Here is a 15,866-nt window from a genome sequence, read left to right on the forward strand (position 1 = left end):
GCTCACTTTCCAGGCAATTTATAGCTTTGAGAGTGATTTCAGCCTGCTTTATAAACAAAAACGAGCCCCGTAAGGCTCGTTTTGACGTTTTATGACTTACTGCACTGCCACAATTCTGTCTTCATTGACTTCGAGACGAATAACTTTTCCTGGAATAAGCTCCCCGGAAAGGATTTGCTGGGCCAGCGGGTTTTCGATCTGTTGCTGGATAGCACGTTTCAAAGGTCGTGCGCCATACACCGGATCGTAACCATTTTCGCTCAGCAGCTTCAGCGCGTCGTCAGAGATGTGGATTTCGTAACCACGATCTTCAAGTCGTTTATACAGACGCTGCAGCTGAATCTGAGCAATAGATGCAATGTGTTTCTCACCCAGAGGGTGGAATACCACAACTTCATCTATACGGTTAATAAACTCTGGGCGGAAATTGTTGCTAACCACACCCAGAACCAGATCTTTCATATGACCGTAATCCAGCGCGCCAAAACGTTCCTGAATCAAATCGGAACCGAGGTTAGAGGTCATGATAACGACCGTATTACGGAAATCGACCGTTCTCCCCTGTCCGTCGGTCAAACGACCATCATCCAGAACCTGCAGCAATATATTGAAGACATCCGGATGCGCTTTCTCAACTTCATCTAATAAGATGACGGAATAAGGACGGCGACGCACCGCTTCCGTTAAATACCCCCCCTCTTCATAGCCGACATATCCCGGAGGAGCACCCACCAGACGTGAGACGGAATGTTTCTCCATAAACTCAGACATATCAATGCGCACCATCGCGTCATCGCTATCGAACATAAAGTTGGCCAGTGCCTTACACAGTTCGGTCTTACCGACACCAGTCGGCCCCAGGAACAGGAACGAACCAATCGGGCGATTCGGATCGGACAAACCAGCGCGACTACGACGAATCGCGTTCGAGACAGCTTCAACGGCCTCATCCTGACCAATCACCCGCTGGTGTAAATCCTGCTCCATACGCAGCAGTTTTTCACGTTCACCTTCCAGCATGCGAGCAACAGGGATCCCCGTCCAGCGCGCCAGTACATCAGCGATTTCCACATCCGTCACTTTATTACGTAACAGACGCATCGTTTTGCCTTCTGACTGCGTTGCCATCTCCAGCTGTTTTTCCAGTTCAGGAATTTTGCCGTACTGCAGTTCAGACATCCGCGCCAGATCGCCCACGCGCCGTGCTTGCTCGATGGCAATTTTCGCCTGTTCAAGTTCGGATTTGATTGTCTGGGTACCCGAAAGCGACGCTTTTTCCGCCTTCCACTCTTCTTCTAAGGCAGAATACTGGCGCTCTTTGTCGTCCAGTTCCTCGTTGAGCATATCCAGGCGTTTCTTACTGGCTTCATCAGACTCTTTCTTCAGTGCCTGCTGTTCCAGTTTGAGCTGGATAATTCGGCGGTCCAGGCGATCAAGTTCTTCTGGTTTAGAGTCAATCTGCATACGAATGCTCGACGCAGCTTCATCAATCAGATCGATGGCTTTGTCCGGTAGTTGTCGGTCCGCAATATAGCGATGGGACAACGTGGCCGCCGCGACAATTGCCGGGTCAGTAATCTGAACATGGTGATGAAGTTCATAACGCTCTTTCAGACCACGCAAGATAGCGATGGTATCTTCGACCGTCGGCTCCGCAACAAACACTTTCTGGAAGCGACGTTCCAGCGCGGCATCTTTCTCGATGTACTGACGATACTCATCCAGCGTAGTGGCGCCGACGCAGTGAAGTTCACCGCGCGCCAGAGCTGGTTTCAGCATGTTCCCGGCGTCCATCGCCCCGTCGGCCTTACCGGCACCGACCATGGTGTGCAACTCGTCAATAAACAGGATGACGTTGCCTTCCTGTTTTGCGAGATCGTTGAGCACGCCTTTCAAACGCTCTTCGAATTCACCACGGTATTTCGCACCGGCCACCAGCGAGCCCATATCAAGCGCCAGCACGCGACGACCTTTCAGTCCTTCCGGCACTTCGCCGTTAACAATTCGCTGCGCCAGACCTTCGACGATGGCGGTTTTACCCACGCCGGGTTCACCGATCAGTACCGGGTTGTTTTTGGTACGACGTTGCAGTACCTGAATGGTACGGCGAATCTCTTCGTCACGCCCGATCACCGGATCAAGTTTGCCCTGCTCCGCACGTTCAGTGAGATCGACCGTAAATTTTTTCAAAGCCTGACGTTGGTCTTCGGCCCCCTGATCGTTCACGCTTTCACCTCCGCGCATTTTTTCAATCGCCTGAGTCACATTCGCGGTTGTCGCACCGGACGATTTCAGAAGATCGGTCAGCGTACCGCGTGATTCAAGTGCCGCCAGAACAAACAGTTCTGACGAGATAAAGTTGTCCCCACGTTTTTGCGCCAGTTTGTCGCACAGGTTCAATACGCGAACCAAATCCTGAGACGGCTGAACATCTCCACCGGTACCTTCTACCTGCGGTAAACGGCTCAGCGCCTGATCAATGGCTGCGCGCAGCTGGCCAGCATTGATACCAGCGGACGTGAGTAAAGGACGTATCGATCCCCCTTCCTGATTCAGCAAGGCGCTCATTAAATGAAGTGGTTCGATAAATTGGTTGTCGTGCCCCAGTGCGAGTGACTGGGCATCGGCGAGAGCAAGCTGGAATTTATTAGTAAGACGATCCAGACGCATAACTCCTCCCATAACAGGTCAAATTTGCTACTGGAGATTAAATGAGGTCATCCCTCAATTATTCAAGGTTAATGACCTTAATTATGCGAAAAGAAAACGGCACGTACCGGATCGTCTTGATTCTTTAGGTTATATCAGCCAAATAAAACTTGCCATACGGCCGGTAGTGTTGTCGCGACGATAAGAGAAAAAATCATCCTTTTCAGTAAAGGTACAGCGATCTCCACCAAAGACCTGCGTAATGCCGACATTTGACAAACGCTGGCGCGCCAGCAGATAGATATCGGCCAGATATTTATCCCCTGACGGCTGGAAGGCTTTTACCGCTTGCGCATCTTTTTCAACAAAAGCTTCACGCACTTCAGGGCCGACTTCAAAAGCCCGCGGCCCTATTGCCGGGCCGAGCCAGGCAATAATATTGTCCGGCTGGTCATCAAAGCAGGCAACGGTCTCTTCCAGTACGCCCGCGCACAGCCCACGCCATCCGGCATGAGCTGCGGCCACCTCAGTACCTGCACGGTTGCAAAAAAGCACCGGCAGACAATCGGCGGTCATAACGGCACACACTGTCCCGGGAGTATTACTGTATGAGGCATCAGCGCGTTTGGACGCATACGGTTCACCCGTCAGCTTTAATACGTCTTTACCATGCACCTGTTCCAGCCAGACCGGCCGGGATGGCAGATTCCCCGCCGCAAACAGACGTTTGCGATTTTCTTCAACGTGATCGAGGTTATCGCCACAATGCGCGCCGAGGTTCAATGACTCCCACGCATTTTGGCTTACGCCCCCGACTCGGGTTGAACTACAGGCTGCCACGCCCTCAGGAATTGGCCACTCCGGGACAATCAGTTTGGTCATAACCAGTCCACTTTATCCTTATGCTCTTCAAAATCAGCGCGCATTGCCTCAATAAGCTCAACCATGTCCTGAGGGATCGGCGCATGCCATTCCATCTCGATACCGGTGATCGGGTGATAGAGACGCAGCATGGTCGCGTGTAAGGCCTGGCGATCGAATTTACGCAGCGTGCTGATAAATTCTTCCGACGCGCCTTTCGGCGGACGAGGACGACCACCGTAAACCTGATCGCCCACCAGCGGATGGGTAATGTGCGACATATGCACACGGATCTGGTGAGTACGGCCCGTTTCCAGACGCAGACGCAGGCGCGTATGAATGCGGAAATGTTCCATAATGCGATAATGCGTCACTGCCGGTTTACCCATCGGGTGCACAGACATGTGTGTACGTTTGGTCGGGTGACGGCTGATCGGCTCTTCTACCGTACCGCCTGATGTCATATGACCAATCGCTACCGCTTCATACTCACGGGTGATTTCACGCAGCTGTAGTGATTCCACCAGACGCGTCTGCGCCGGAACGGTTTTAGCCACGACCATTAAACCTGTCGTGTCTTTATCCAGACGGTGAACGATACCCGCGCGTGGCACATCGACAATTGGCGGATAATAATGAAGGAGCGCATTCAGCACGGTACCATCCGGGTTGCCTGCGCCCGGATGAACCACCAAACCGCGCGGCTTGTTGATCACCAGGATATCATCGTCTTCATAGACAATGTTCAGCGGGATATCTTGCGCTTCGAAGCGCACTTCTTCTTCGATCTCAGCATTGATGGCGACAGCTTCCCCACCTAACACTTTCTCTTTTGGCTTGTCCCATACAGTGCCATTAACCAGCACGCGCTGGTCGAGAATCCATTCTTTTATGCGTGAACGTGAATAATCAGGGAACATTTCGGCCAAAGCTTGATCTAAGCGTTGACCGAGCTGATTTTCGGAGACTGTTGCGGTGAGTTCTACTCGTTGTGCCATAGACTGCTTCTTCGTTTAACGTTGGGTTTTACGGCTTTGCCGTATAATATAGTGTGCTATTGTAGCTGGTCTTAATCGGGAGCAGGAAAGAGATTCTCCCGGACAAACATTTGAGGAAAGTCAAAACGTCATGACGCGCATGAAATATCTGGTGGCAGCGGCCACGTTGAGCCTGGCTTTGGTGGGCTGCTCCGGTTCAAATGAACAGGTCCCTGACAATCCGCCGAATGAAATCTATGCGACTGCACAACAAAAACTGCAGGACGGTAACTGGAAACAGGCGATAACGCAACTGGAAGCGCTGGATAATCGTTATCCATTTGGTCCTTATTCCCAACAGGTACAGTTAGATCTCATCTACGCCTACTATAAAAATGCCGATCTGCCGCTGGCTCAGGCAGCCATCGATCGCTTCATGCGTCTGAACCCGACTCATCCGAACATCGATTATGTCATGTATATGCGCGGCCTGACCAACATGGCGCTGGATGATAGCGCTCTGCAAGGTTTCTTCGGGGTTGACCGTTCCGATCGTGATCCACAGCATGCGCGCGATGCCTTTAACGACTTCTCCAAACTGGTCCGCGGCTACCCGAACAGTCAGTACACGACGGATGCTACAAAGCGCCTGGTCTTCCTGAAAGATCGCCTCTCTAAGTATGAATATTCCGTCGCCGAATATTATACGCGGCGTGGCGCATGGGTGGCGGTTGTTAACCGTGTCGAAGGTATGCTGCGTGATTACCCGGACACTCAGGCAACACGTGATGGCCTGAAGCTGATGGAAAACGCCTATCGCCAGATGCAGATGAATGCTCAGGCTGATAAAGTCGCGAAAATTATTGCCGCCAACAGCAGCAATACCTGATAGCTCAATGCAATGCAAAACGGCAGCCCAATGGCTGCCGTTTTTTTATCCGTTCCCGCCCACTGCTGAAGCAGTTTAGTGCCGACGAATCCAGTCAACTATGGCGCTAATTTCCAACTTCTACAAGGTAAATCTCCCCTCTTCCTGTCTTGCCTCACAAAAAAGGTTCCCTGACAAAAAGTGACAAAATAATGTGATTCAGATCACACATTTTGACATTAGGAAAGGTATGCTGGAATCACCAAGACGGAAAGACAAGAGGTAACATTTATGACAATGAACATTACCAGTAAACAAATGGAAATTACTCCGGCAATCCGCCAGCACGTCGCAGACCGTCTCGCCAAACTGGATAAGTGGCAAACACATTTGATTAACCCGCATATCATTCTGTCCAAGGAACCACAGGGTTTCACCGCTGACGCAACTATCAATACTCCTAACGGCCATCTGGTCGCCAGCGCAAAACACGAAGATATGTACACCGCTATCAACGATTTGATCAACAAGCTGGAACGGCAGCTCAATAAAGTGCAACACAAAGGCGAGGCCCGTCGCGCTGCAACATCAGTGAAAGACGCAAGCTTTGCGGAAGAAGTTGAAGAAGAGTAATCCTTTAAATTGAGTGTACCGCCAACGCGCCTTCGGGCGCGTTTTTTATTGACAGGATGAAAACAGTGCAGGTACTTTAACGGTATCACGCACAGGATGATCCCATGAAACATACGCCGTTTTTCTTCGCATTCTTTTTTACCTTCCCCTGACTGGGAGGCGTTTCGTCGTGTGATAAAGAATGCGAAGACGAACAACAAGGCCTCCCAAAGCGGGAGGCCTTTTTTATTGATAACAATAAACGAAATAGGCAACGCTATGACACCGGAAAACCCGTTACTGGATCTGCGAGTAAAAATCAGTGCACTGGATGAGAAATTACTGGCGCTGCTGGCCGAACGCCGCACACTCGCGGTTGAAGTGGGTAAAGCCAAGCTGGAGTCCCATCGCCCTGTCCGCGATATTGACCGCGAGCGCGATTTACTGGAACGCCTGATCCAGTTAGGTAAATCACACCATCTTGATGCGCATTACATCACCCGCCTGTTCCAGCTGATCATTGAAGATTCCGTCCTCACCCAGCAAGCGCTGCTGCAACAACATCTGAATAAAACCAACCCGCACTCAGCGCGCGTCGCGTTCCTTGGTCCTAAAGGCTCCTACTCACATCTGGCGGCTCGTCAATATGCCGCACGCCATTTCGAAGAATTCATTGAAAGCGGCTGTGCTAAATTCGCCGATATTTTCAATCAGGTCGAAACCGGACAAGCAGACTACGCCATCGTTCCGCTTGAAAACACCAGTTCCGGGGCGATCAACGACGTTTACGATCTCCTCCAGCACACCAGCCTGTCCCTGGTTGGCGAACTGACTATCCCGATTGACCACTGCGTACTGGTTTCTGGATCAACCGATCTCAGCCAAATCGACACCGTCTACAGCCACCCGCAACCCTTCCAGCAGTGCAGCCAGTTCCTTAACCGCTATCCGCACTGGAAAATTGAGTACACCGAAAGCACCTCCGCTGCGATGGAAAAAGTGGCGCAGGCAAACTCCCCGTCCGTCGCGGCGCTCGGCAGCGAAGCCGGCGGAGCGTTGTATGGATTACAGGTACTGGAGCGGAATCTGGCTAACCAAACGCAGAACATCACTCGTTTCGTGGTTCTGGCACGCAAATCCATAAACGTTTCCGAGCAGGTTCCGGCAAAAACGACCTTACTGATGGCGACCGGCCAGCAGGCGGGCGCGCTGGTAGAAGCTTTGCTGGTATTGCGTAATCACAATCTGATCATGACCAAACTGGAATCACGCCCGATTAACGGCAACCCGTGGGAAGAGATGTTTTATCTTGATGTTCAGGCCAACCTGGAGTCTGCATCCATGCAGAAAGCCCTGCGTGAACTCGGCGAAATTACCCGTTCAATGAAAGTGTTAGGCTGCTATCCAAGCGAAAACGTTGTCCCGGTCGATCCGGTTTAACGTTCAATAAATGGGCTTTTCTTCATCCCTGCCACCTTAACTGGCAGGGTGAAGATCGCGCCAGAAAGGGGATATTTTGCCACTTCATCACTGCCCATATTTTCTCGCGTGGTCGTGATAAACAGCGTTTTCATCTCTTTGCCGCCAAAACAGACCATCGTCGGGCAACGCACCGGCAGTCGATACTCCTCCAGCTGCTCACCTTGCGGAGAAAACCGCGCAATACGCCAGCCATCAAATAATGCGCTCCAGTAGCAACCTTCAACATCCATGGCCGCCCCATCCGGAATCCCTTCGCCTTTGTTGAAGCGATGAAACACCTCACGCGTTCCCGGTTCGAGTTGCTCATCTAATGGCGTACGATAAATAACCGCATTCGGCGTGTCCGAAGTTAACATCCATTTATTGTCAGGGCTGAAAGCCAGACCATTATGGCCATGAATATCACACTGAATCACTTTCGGCGTCAGATCGTGATCTATACGCATCAACATCGCCCCGTTATAGTCGCCCGGTCCCCAGAATGTCCCGGCGTAGAAGCGCCCCAGAGGATCAGTGCCGCCATCATTGAAACGGGCTAATTGCGGGTTGGAAGGGTTATCGCAGACTTTTTGCTGCAACAAGCCATGTTTATCAGTGAGCCAGATAGCATTACGCATCGCCACAATAAAGCCGCCGCGGGCACGCAATGCAAAACACCCGACTTCTTCATGAAATGAGAGAACCGCATGCTCTGCTGTAGGCAGATGATAGCGATGGATCTCCCCTTCCAGAATATCCGCCCAATAGAGCGCCTTCTCTTCCTCGCTCCAGGTGGGACATTCCGGTAAGTTTCCGGTGTAATTAAACAGAACTTGTGGTTCAGTCATGACAAATCCCCAAAATGAAAAAAGCCAGCAATGCTGGCTTTCAGTATATACATCATTGGATTACTGGCGACTATCGTTCGCCTGACGTAATAAGGTACGGCTTTCGTTCTGGAATCGTTTTGCATAATCCCCGAACCAGTGCTCAACTTTACGGAAGCTGTCGATAAACGCCTGCTTATCGCCCTGCTCCAGCAACGCGATGGCCTCACCAAAACGCTGATAATAGCGTTTGATCAGCGCCAGATTATTCTCTGACGACATAATAATGTCAGCATACAGCTGCGGGTCCTGGGCAAAAAGACGTCCAACCATGGCCAGTTCAAGGCGGTAGATTGGTGAAGAAAGCGCTAATAACTGCTCAAGCTGCACATTCTCTTCCGCCAGATGCAGGCCATAAGCGAAGGTCGCAAAGTGGCGCAGGGCCTGGATGAAGGCCATATTTTGATCGTGCTCGACGGCGCTAATGCGGTGCAAACGCGCGCCCCACACCTGAATTTGTTCCAGGAACCACTGATAGGCTTCCGGCTGACGGCCATCACAGTAGACCACGACCTGTTTCGCCAGGCTGCCGCTGTCGGGGCCAAACATAGGGTGCAATCCCAGCACGGGGCCGTTGTGCGCGGCGAGCATCGCCTGCAATGGACCATTCTTCACAGACGCCAAATCAATCAGAATACAATCTTCCGGCAGAGGCGGGAGCTTCGCGATAATCTGTTCGGTGACATGAATCGGCACGCTGACGATCACCATGCCCGCATCAGCCATCAGCTCTGACGCACGCGCCCAGTCCTCTTTTTCAAAAATGCGTACCTGATAGCCAGAAAGCGTCAGCATTTTCTCGAACAGACGCCCCATCTGACCGCCACCGCCCACAATCACCACTGGACGCAAAGACGGGCAAAGCGTTTTAAAGCCTTTGTCATTTTCGCTGGAGTACGATTCTCGCATCACACGGCGCAAAACGTCTTCAATCAGATCGGGTGAAACCCCCATCGACTGCGCCTCATGACGACGTGACGCCAGCATTGACGCCTCACGCTCCGGCACGTAAATCGGCAGTCCATATTTACTTTTCACTTCACCGACTTCGGCAACCAGTGACATACGGCGCGCCAGCAGATCCAGCAGCGCCTTATCGACTTCATCAATTTGATCGCGCAATGCGGTCAATTCTGCAACCATAACTAACCTCTTAAGCCAGACGTGCCGCCAGCTGGCCGTTCAAATCTTTGTGGATCTCGCGCAGTAGTGCATCAGTCGCTTCCCAACTAATGCAGGCATCCGTTACGGAGACGCCGTGTTTCATCGCGCTACGCGGCTGCTCTGATGACTGATTACCCTCATGGATATTACTCTCAATCATCAAACCAATAATCGAGCGATTACCGTCTTTAATTTGCGCGACAACGGATTCCGCAACCGCAGGCTGACGACGGTAATCTTTATTGGAATTACCATGGCTGCAATCTACCATCAGAGCCGGGCGCAGTCCCGCCTGTTCCATCTCTTTTTCACACTGTGCCACATCTGCCGGGCTGTAGTTCGGTGCCTTACCGCCGCGCAGGATCACGTGACCATCCGGGTTACCCTGGGTTTGCAACAGACACACCTGACCGGCCTGGTTAATTCCCACAAAGCGATGCGGCATTGCAGCAGCACGCATGGCATTAATCGCGGTGGCCAGGCTACCGTCGGTACCATTTTTAAACCCAACCGGCATCGACAAACCAGACGCCATTTCGCGGTGAGTTTGTGACTCCGTGGTACGGGCACCAATCGCTGACCAGCTAAACAGATCGCCCAGGTATTGCGGGCTATTGGGATCAAGGGCTTCTGTTGCCAGCGGCAGGCCCATGCTCACCAGCTCCACCAGCAGGCGACGCGCAATCTTCAGGCCTGCTTCCACATCAAACGAACCATCCATGTGCGGATCGTTAATCAACCCTTTCCAGCCAACTGTGGTACGTGGCTTTTCAAAATAGACGCGCATGACCAGGTAGAGGCTATCGCTGACCTCTTCGGCTAATGCTTTAAATCGACGAGCGTATTCAATCGCAGTTTCAGGATCGTGAATGGAGCATGGCCCACATACCACCAGCAGGCGCGGATCGCGACCGGCGATAATGTCAGAAATGGTCTGGCGGGAGTGCTCAATTTGCGCTTCCTGCTCAGAACTCAGCGGGAATTCCAGCTTCAACTGATCCGGAGTGATCAAAACCTGTTCGTCGGTGATATGTACGTTGTTCAGCGCGTCTTTTTGCATGATGGCGATCCTGTAATGCTCGTTTGCGATAGTGGTTTCCTCAAAGAGGTGACTTAACAATATCACATCAAGTAAAGATTTCAATCCAAAATACGTACACAATACTTTACAACAAGCCTTTTCAGGCAAATTAATCCCGCTTATTATGTAAACTTTTAATTACACGCACCTTATCTCATGCCAGGCTATGCTGAAGAAAAAGGAGAATCATTATGCGTCCGACTGCTTTCGCACTGCTGGCTCTTTTGTTGACAGGCTGTCAGATCAATCCCTATACCTTCCAGCCGCACTGGACTGGCACAAACTGGTTTACGGCCGGTAAAGAAGACGCCATGAACGGTGTTTCGGTAAAAAGTAATGAAACACTTGCCGATAATTTTAACGATCCTGAGGTAAACCGCAGTGAATACCTGCGCGGTTATGCCGACGGCCAAAAAAGAATCTGTACGGAAGATTTTGTCTATGCCTGGGGCGTCTCGGGGAAAATATTTCCCGCCAGCTGCGATACTTCAGAAAATGCAGAGCCATTACGTCAGGCCTGGCAAAAAGGAATGGATGAAGGTATGCGAGCCACCAGACTTAATTGACTTCATTACCTGAGTCTTCATTAATAACAGCTTCTCATTGAGCTCTCGCCGCATTCATAGCCTTTTCACATAATGACTGTGCAGGTAAACGATGATATTCTGCCGGCACTCATTAAGGACTTATATTTCCAGAGTGGTGTAGCGGATTCTGGTGCGACATTATTTTTTGATCCCTTTAAGCCAACTGACTTTGGCGATATTATTGTTCATTGTCGGCGGGCAAACTCTTGCCGGAACATTGACCGAAACGGATAAATCGGTGCGCTCAATCGTTTCTGGCATCGTCAGCTACACCCGCTGGCCAACGCTATCAAACCAGCCCAAACTCTGTATTTTCTCTTCCTCTCATTTTGTACAGGCGCTAAGCGACAGTAAGCCAACGCCGTTACCGTACACACCCCAGATCGTGCATAACGAAGCCGAGGCGCTGGCAGCGACCTGTGATGCTATTTATTTTGGTCATGAGTCGCCTGCAAATCAGCTGGCAATATTCGCGAATTATCAGGGAAGAGCATTGCTATTAATCGCCGAACAAAACCCTGAGTGTGTTATTGGTAGCGCCTTCTGTCTGATAATAAATGACGACACGGTAAGATTTTCAGTTAATCTGGATGCACTGTCGCGCAGCGGTGTAAGAGTCAACCCGGATGTGTTAATGCTTGCCCGGAATAAAAAGCATGAATAAGGAATTCACCTCAATGCCACGGCCAACGTTTAAAAGAACGTTGCGGCGTATCAGTATGATTAGCGTAATAATAGCCATGACTATCGTATGGTTATTATTATGCATCGCCTCGGTGGTGACGTTAAAACAGTACGCGCAAAAAAATCTCGAACTCACCAGCGCCACTATGAGCCGGAGCCTGGAAGCTTCACTCGTCTTCAACGATGCGACTGCAGCCACTGAAACGCTCGCCACGCTGGGTAAACAGGGTCAGTTCGCCGTCGCCGAAGTCTTCGACATCCATCAGAAGCGTTTTGCTTACTGGTCGTGGAACCCCGATGAAAATCCTGACACGCTGGGAACGCTGGTGAGTCGCCTGCTCTTCCCGGTCCCTGCCGCGCAGCCGGTTATGCATAATGGTGCCGTTATTGGCGAAGTGCGTATCACCGCACGCGACAGCCTGATTAGCCACTTTATCTGGACCTCCTTCGCCGTCCTGACGGGCTGTATTCTCTTCGCCTCCTTTGTGGCGCTGGCGATTACCCACTCTTTGCATCATGGAATCGTCACGGCTTTGCAAAATATCACCGATGTCGTGCATGACGTCAGAACGAACCGCAACTTTTCTCGTCGGGTTGAAGAGGAGCGCATCGAAGAATTTCACCGTTTTGGGCAGGACTTCAACAGCCTGCTCGACGAAATGGAGGAGTGGCAACTCAAACTTCAGGCCCGGAATGCGCAGCTGATGCGTACCGCCATGCACGATCCTCTGACCGGCCTTGCGAATCGCGCGGCGTTTCGTAATAGCATTGCGGCCTTGATGAAAGACCCCTCAGCGCAAACCAACTCTGCCCTGCTGTTCCTCGATGGCGATAACTTTAAGGCGATCAATGACACCTGGGGACACGCGGCGGGTGACTGCGTGCTGATCGAGGTCGCCAGCAGAATGGTAGAATTTGGGGCGAAACGACATCAGTCATACCGGCTGGGCGGTGATGAATTTGCCATGATCCTGTATGGCGTCCATTCCGGCCCGGACGTTCAACAGATTTGTGCGGCGCTCTCACAGCAGTTAATACGCCCGTATGATCTGCATAACGGGCACCGCGTTAAAATGTCCCTCAGTATTGGTTTTGCTCTGACGTGGGAAACAACGTCGGTAGACATGTTACTGGAGCAAGCCGACCGCAATATGTACCTGGTGAAAAACCAGCGCTCAAAGACAATATCGTAAAAGGAACACGTTATGTTAAAGCGATACCTCGCGCCGATCTTTATGGCATCAACGATTCTGGCGGGCTGCCAGGCACCACAGGGAAAGTTCAACCCGGAACAAATCGCAGCGATGAAATCCTACGGCTTTAACGAGACAAACGGCGACTGGTCGCTGGGGCTGTCTGCCAAAATTCTGTTCGGTAAAAACGAATATCAGCTCCGCCCGGAAAGCGAACAGCAGATCCAGACCATGGCGACTCGGCTGGCGTCTACCGGCTTAACCCATGCGCGGATGGACGGACACACAGACAACTACGGCGAAGAGAGCTACAACGAATCGCTGTCACTGAAACGCGCTAACGTTGTGGCTGATGCCTGGGCAAAAGGAGCGAAGATCCCGCGCAGCAATCTCACCACGCAGGGATTAGGCAAAAAATACCCTGTTGCGAGTAATTCGAGCTCGCAAGGACGCGCCGAAAACCGCCGGGTGGCGGTGGTCATCAGCGCGCCTTAACCTGGAATTAACGCGACTCAGCCAGTGATAACGCGGATTGCGCGCGCCAGCGCAGCCAGTCAATCAGCACGAACAGAGCAAGACTGACGCCCATCACTGGCATCATCAGCCCAAGCACCACACTAACAGCAATAGTCACAACTTTGCCGCTGGCGGGTAGTACCAGCCAGCTCTGACAAAAGGTCTGCACCGGATTTGCTGCCGCCTGCGCAGGCCGTCGCATCCACCACATCCGATAGCCCCATACGATCAATACGCATAGCGCCGTGCCAAACGCGATCAATACCAGCTGATTCACCAGACCAAACAAGATCCCCATGTGAAAATCGACTCCCCAGCGGGTCAGTTTAGCCATCAGGGGAAAATCAGCGAAACGCGTGCGGTCAACCACCTGCATTGAATGCGGATCGACGGCCACGGCATCAACCTGCGTCGGCCAGCTGCGATCAATCTCCGTCACCGTCCAGGCCTGTCCGTCCATTTTAGCGGGTCGGATTTCCAGCTTATGCGCATCAATCCCTGCCCCTCTTGCCGCCTGGAGTACATTATCAAAAAGCGTCAGATCGGTTGTCATCGCGGGCATCATCATTGCTCCATGATGACCGCGATGTTCAGCATGAGGATCCATTTCTGCCGCAGGCCCATGCAGTTGGGTGTTGACCTGCGGCGTCAGCCAGTTCATTTTGCTCCGCAACTTATCGACATTGCCACCGGCCCACTGTGACCAGGTCAGCCCGGTGGCCGAAAACAACAGCATCCCGCCCAACAGCAGCCAACCAAGTGAAACGTGGATGCGGCGACGATTCTGGAAGGTGTTATTGATACGTCGTTTAGGACAGGTATAAAACCACAGCGCGATCCCACCCAGGGCCGCAATCCACATCCACGATGCCGCCAGCTCGCTATACAAACGGCCGAAATCGCCCAGCATCAACGATGTGTGCAGATAATCAATTTTCTGACGCAACGGCAAGATCCCACTGGTGCCATACACCGTCAGATCGCCGCGGATCGCCAGCGTCACAGGATCGACGAAAATGGCTCTATTTTCCGACGGTCCAAGCGTCGGATCGATAAACATCACGCGAGTTGTTTCTCCGGCGATCAAACCGGGACGCACGGCCTGCAGACGTAGTTCGTCGCCAGTGGCTTTTTCCGCTACCGCAACTTGTTCGGCCAGCGGTTGCGCCTCGCCGGTCACATCACTGGAGAGCGCGTGTTTATACAGATGGCTTTCCAGCTGAGGGGTCGCTACATAGAGCGTACCGGTCAGGGCCGCGAAGAAAATGAACGGGCCGACAAATAACCCGATATAAAAATGAAGGCGCCGCAGCAGGTTTATCCATGCCACGCGCGGAGTGCAGGTAGTCATACTTTTCCTTTACAGGTAAAAAGTTATCGGTACGCCAGACAGGCATACGTTTTATTTTTTAACGGGAAAAAGCAGACCGCTCCGGCGGGGCGCGGGTATCGGGGTATAACCAGGGGAAAAAATGCCAGTGACTCACCCTCTGACGCGGCGGTGTGACACTTTGTCGTAGCAATAACGCGCACAGCAACACAATCAAAGACAGCAGCATGCCCGGCACGTGCGCCATCAGGACGCAATAACCACAGGCTTCGGCGTGATCGACAGGCATTGAGTGCGGCGCTTCACCATGATGTCCAGCCATCGACATCTGGCTCATGTCATGGTGCATACCCGGCATCGCGCTCATGGGATCTTTTTGCAGCGAAACAGAGATAAGCGGCGCCACCACAATCAGCAGGATCGCGAACAGCGCGGTCCAGGCCGCTGCGCGTTTCAAGGCTGGCTGATGCAGTACGTTATCCACTTCCCCTCCGACAATGAGGGGGCATTGTAAATGATTTATGAGAAAACGGTTAACACGATGAGGTCGATACCATAAAAAAGGGCCAGCCTTTCGGCCAGCCCTTTTAACAGGATGTCGCATAAGCGAATCTTAGTTAAGACGCTCTTTGATACGAGCAGACTTACCGGTACGCTCACGCAGGTAGTACAGTTTAGCTTTACGTACAGCACCACGACGTTTGACAGTAATGCTGTCAACTACTGGAGAGTGAGTCTGGAAGACACGCTCAACACCTTCGCCGTTGGAAATTTTACGAACAGTGAATGCAGAGTGCAGACCGCGGTTACGAATAGCGATAACCACGCCCTCGAATGCCTGCAGACGTTTTTTGGAACCTTCAACAACCCATACTTTCACTTCCACGGAATCACCCGGACGGAATGAAGGTACGTCCTGCTTCATCTGCTCTTGTTCAATTTGCTTAATAATGTTGCTCATAATTTAATCTCTTATCCTGGGTAAACTGATATTCG

General features: G+C 51.9%; 17 protein-coding genes and 1 other annotated feature. Of the genes, 8 read left to right on the forward strand and 9 right to left on the reverse strand.

Annotated features, from left to right (window positions below):
* Positions 1-96: 96 nt before the first annotated feature.
* The 3 genes from clpB to rluD form a co-directional block, all read right to left on the reverse strand.
* Positions 97-2,670: an ATP-dependent chaperone ClpB gene (gene clpB / locus SOM82_RS15105; RefSeq protein WP_320461677.1), complete on the reverse strand. Its 2,574-nt coding sequence runs from the start codon at positions 2,668-2,670 to the stop codon at positions 97-99.
* A gap of 129 nt (positions 2,671-2,799) precedes the next feature.
* Entirely contained in the window at positions 2,800-3,531 is a 732-nt protein-coding gene (yfiH, locus tag SOM82_RS15110) for a purine nucleoside phosphorylase YfiH (protein WP_320461678.1), read from the reverse strand.
* Entirely contained in the window at positions 3,528-4,508 is a 981-nt protein-coding gene (gene rluD, locus SOM82_RS15115; protein ID WP_154128890.1) for a 23S rRNA pseudouridine(1911/1915/1917) synthase RluD, read from the reverse strand. The genes yfiH and rluD overlap by 4 nt, the downstream gene beginning before the upstream one ends.
* 130 nt (positions 4,509-4,638) lie before the next feature.
* On the opposite strand from rluD, the gene bamD reads away from it, so the two are divergent.
* The 4 genes from bamD (at position 4,639) to pheA (ending at position 7,407) form a co-directional block, all read left to right on the forward strand.
* Positions 4,639-5,376 carry an outer membrane protein assembly factor BamD gene (gene bamD / locus SOM82_RS15120; protein ID WP_154128889.1) on the forward strand — a complete coding sequence of 246 codons (738 nt, stop codon included), beginning with the start codon at positions 4,639-4,641 and terminating at the stop codon, positions 5,374-5,376.
* 270 nt (positions 5,377-5,646) lie between these two features.
* Positions 5,647-5,988 (forward strand): ribosome-associated translation inhibitor RaiA, encoded by a 342-nt coding sequence (raiA, locus tag SOM82_RS15125; RefSeq protein ID WP_320461679.1) that lies wholly within the window; start codon positions 5,647-5,649, stop codon positions 5,986-5,988.
* Between the two features lie 103 nt (positions 5,989-6,091).
* Positions 6,092-6,217 (forward strand) — a sequence feature (Phe leader region).
* Positions 6,093-6,140, forward strand: coding sequence for a pheA operon leader peptide PheL (gene pheL, locus SOM82_RS15130; RefSeq protein WP_001386991.1), 48 nt, complete (start codon positions 6,093-6,095; stop codon positions 6,138-6,140). (Overlaps the previous feature by 48 nt.)
* 29 nt (positions 6,218-6,246) lie before the next feature.
* Positions 6,247-7,407, forward strand: coding sequence for a bifunctional chorismate mutase/prephenate dehydratase (gene pheA / locus SOM82_RS15135; RefSeq protein WP_320461680.1), 1,161 nt, complete (start codon positions 6,247-6,249; stop codon positions 7,405-7,407).
* Here pheA and SOM82_RS15140 read toward each other — a convergent pair.
* From SOM82_RS15140 to aroF, 3 genes are read right to left on the reverse strand one after another with little or no spacing between them, the layout of a single operon-like run.
* Positions 7,404-8,276: an SMP-30/gluconolactonase/LRE family protein gene (locus tag SOM82_RS15140; protein WP_320461681.1), complete on the reverse strand. Its 873-nt coding sequence runs from the start codon at positions 8,274-8,276 to the stop codon at positions 7,404-7,406. The two genes, pheA and SOM82_RS15140, sit on opposite strands and share 4 nt — an antisense overlap.
* Positions 8,277-8,336: 60 nt before the next feature.
* The gene (tyrA, locus tag SOM82_RS15145; protein ID WP_154128885.1) at positions 8,337-9,458 is read right to left on the reverse strand and encodes a bifunctional chorismate mutase/prephenate dehydrogenase; all 1,122 of its coding nucleotides are present in this window, start codon (positions 9,456-9,458) and stop codon (positions 8,337-8,339) included.
* 10 nt (positions 9,459-9,468) lie between these two features.
* The gene (gene aroF / locus SOM82_RS15150) at positions 9,469-10,539 is read right to left on the reverse strand and encodes a 3-deoxy-7-phosphoheptulonate synthase AroF (RefSeq protein WP_320461682.1); all 1,071 of its coding nucleotides are present in this window, start codon (positions 10,537-10,539) and stop codon (positions 9,469-9,471) included.
* Positions 10,540-10,751: 212 nt separating this feature from the next.
* Here aroF and SOM82_RS15155 point away from each other — a divergent pair, with 212 nt between their 5' ends.
* The 4 genes from SOM82_RS15155 (at position 10,752) to SOM82_RS15170 (ending at position 13,519) form a co-directional block, all read left to right on the forward strand.
* Entirely contained in the window at positions 10,752-11,126 is a 375-nt protein-coding gene (locus SOM82_RS15155; protein WP_320461683.1) for a DUF2799 domain-containing protein, read from the forward strand.
* A 151-nt stretch (positions 11,127-11,277) separates the two neighbouring features.
* Entirely contained in the window at positions 11,278-11,811 is a 534-nt protein-coding gene (yfiR, locus tag SOM82_RS15160; RefSeq protein ID WP_320461684.1) for a regulatory sequestration protein YfiR, read from the forward strand.
* The gene (gene dgcN / locus SOM82_RS15165; protein WP_320461685.1) at positions 11,804-13,024 is read left to right on the forward strand and encodes a diguanylate cyclase DgcN/YfiN; all 1,221 of its coding nucleotides are present in this window, start codon (positions 11,804-11,806) and stop codon (positions 13,022-13,024) included. The genes yfiR and dgcN overlap by 8 nt, the downstream gene beginning before the upstream one ends.
* A gap of 12 nt (positions 13,025-13,036) precedes the next feature.
* A complete protein-coding gene (locus SOM82_RS15170; protein ID WP_320461686.1) occupies positions 13,037-13,519 on the forward strand; it encodes an OmpA family protein in 483 nt (160 codons plus the stop codon).
* 7 nt (positions 13,520-13,526) lie between these two features.
* Here the strand turns inward: SOM82_RS15170 and SOM82_RS15175 are convergent, their stop codons facing one another.
* The 3 genes from SOM82_RS15175 to rplS form a co-directional block, all read right to left on the reverse strand.
* Entirely contained in the window at positions 13,527-14,891 is a 1,365-nt protein-coding gene (locus SOM82_RS15175; RefSeq protein WP_320461687.1) for a PepSY-associated TM helix domain-containing protein, read from the reverse strand.
* A gap of 58 nt (positions 14,892-14,949) precedes the next feature.
* Positions 14,950-15,354, reverse strand: a complete 405-nt coding sequence (locus tag SOM82_RS15180) for a DUF2946 domain-containing protein (protein ID WP_320461688.1) — start codon at positions 15,352-15,354, stop codon at positions 14,950-14,952.
* Positions 15,355-15,483: 129 nt separating this feature from the next.
* Positions 15,484-15,831 carry a 50S ribosomal protein L19 gene (gene rplS / locus SOM82_RS15185; RefSeq protein ID WP_095282974.1) on the reverse strand — a complete coding sequence of 116 codons (348 nt, stop codon included), beginning with the start codon at positions 15,829-15,831 and terminating at the stop codon, positions 15,484-15,486.
* Between the last annotated feature and the right edge of the window lie 35 nt (positions 15,832-15,866).

Source organism: Lelliottia sp. CFBP8978 (genome assembly GCF_034046055.2).
In the GTDB taxonomy this organism is placed as follows: Bacteria; Pseudomonadota; Gammaproteobacteria; order Enterobacterales; family Enterobacteriaceae; genus Enterobacter.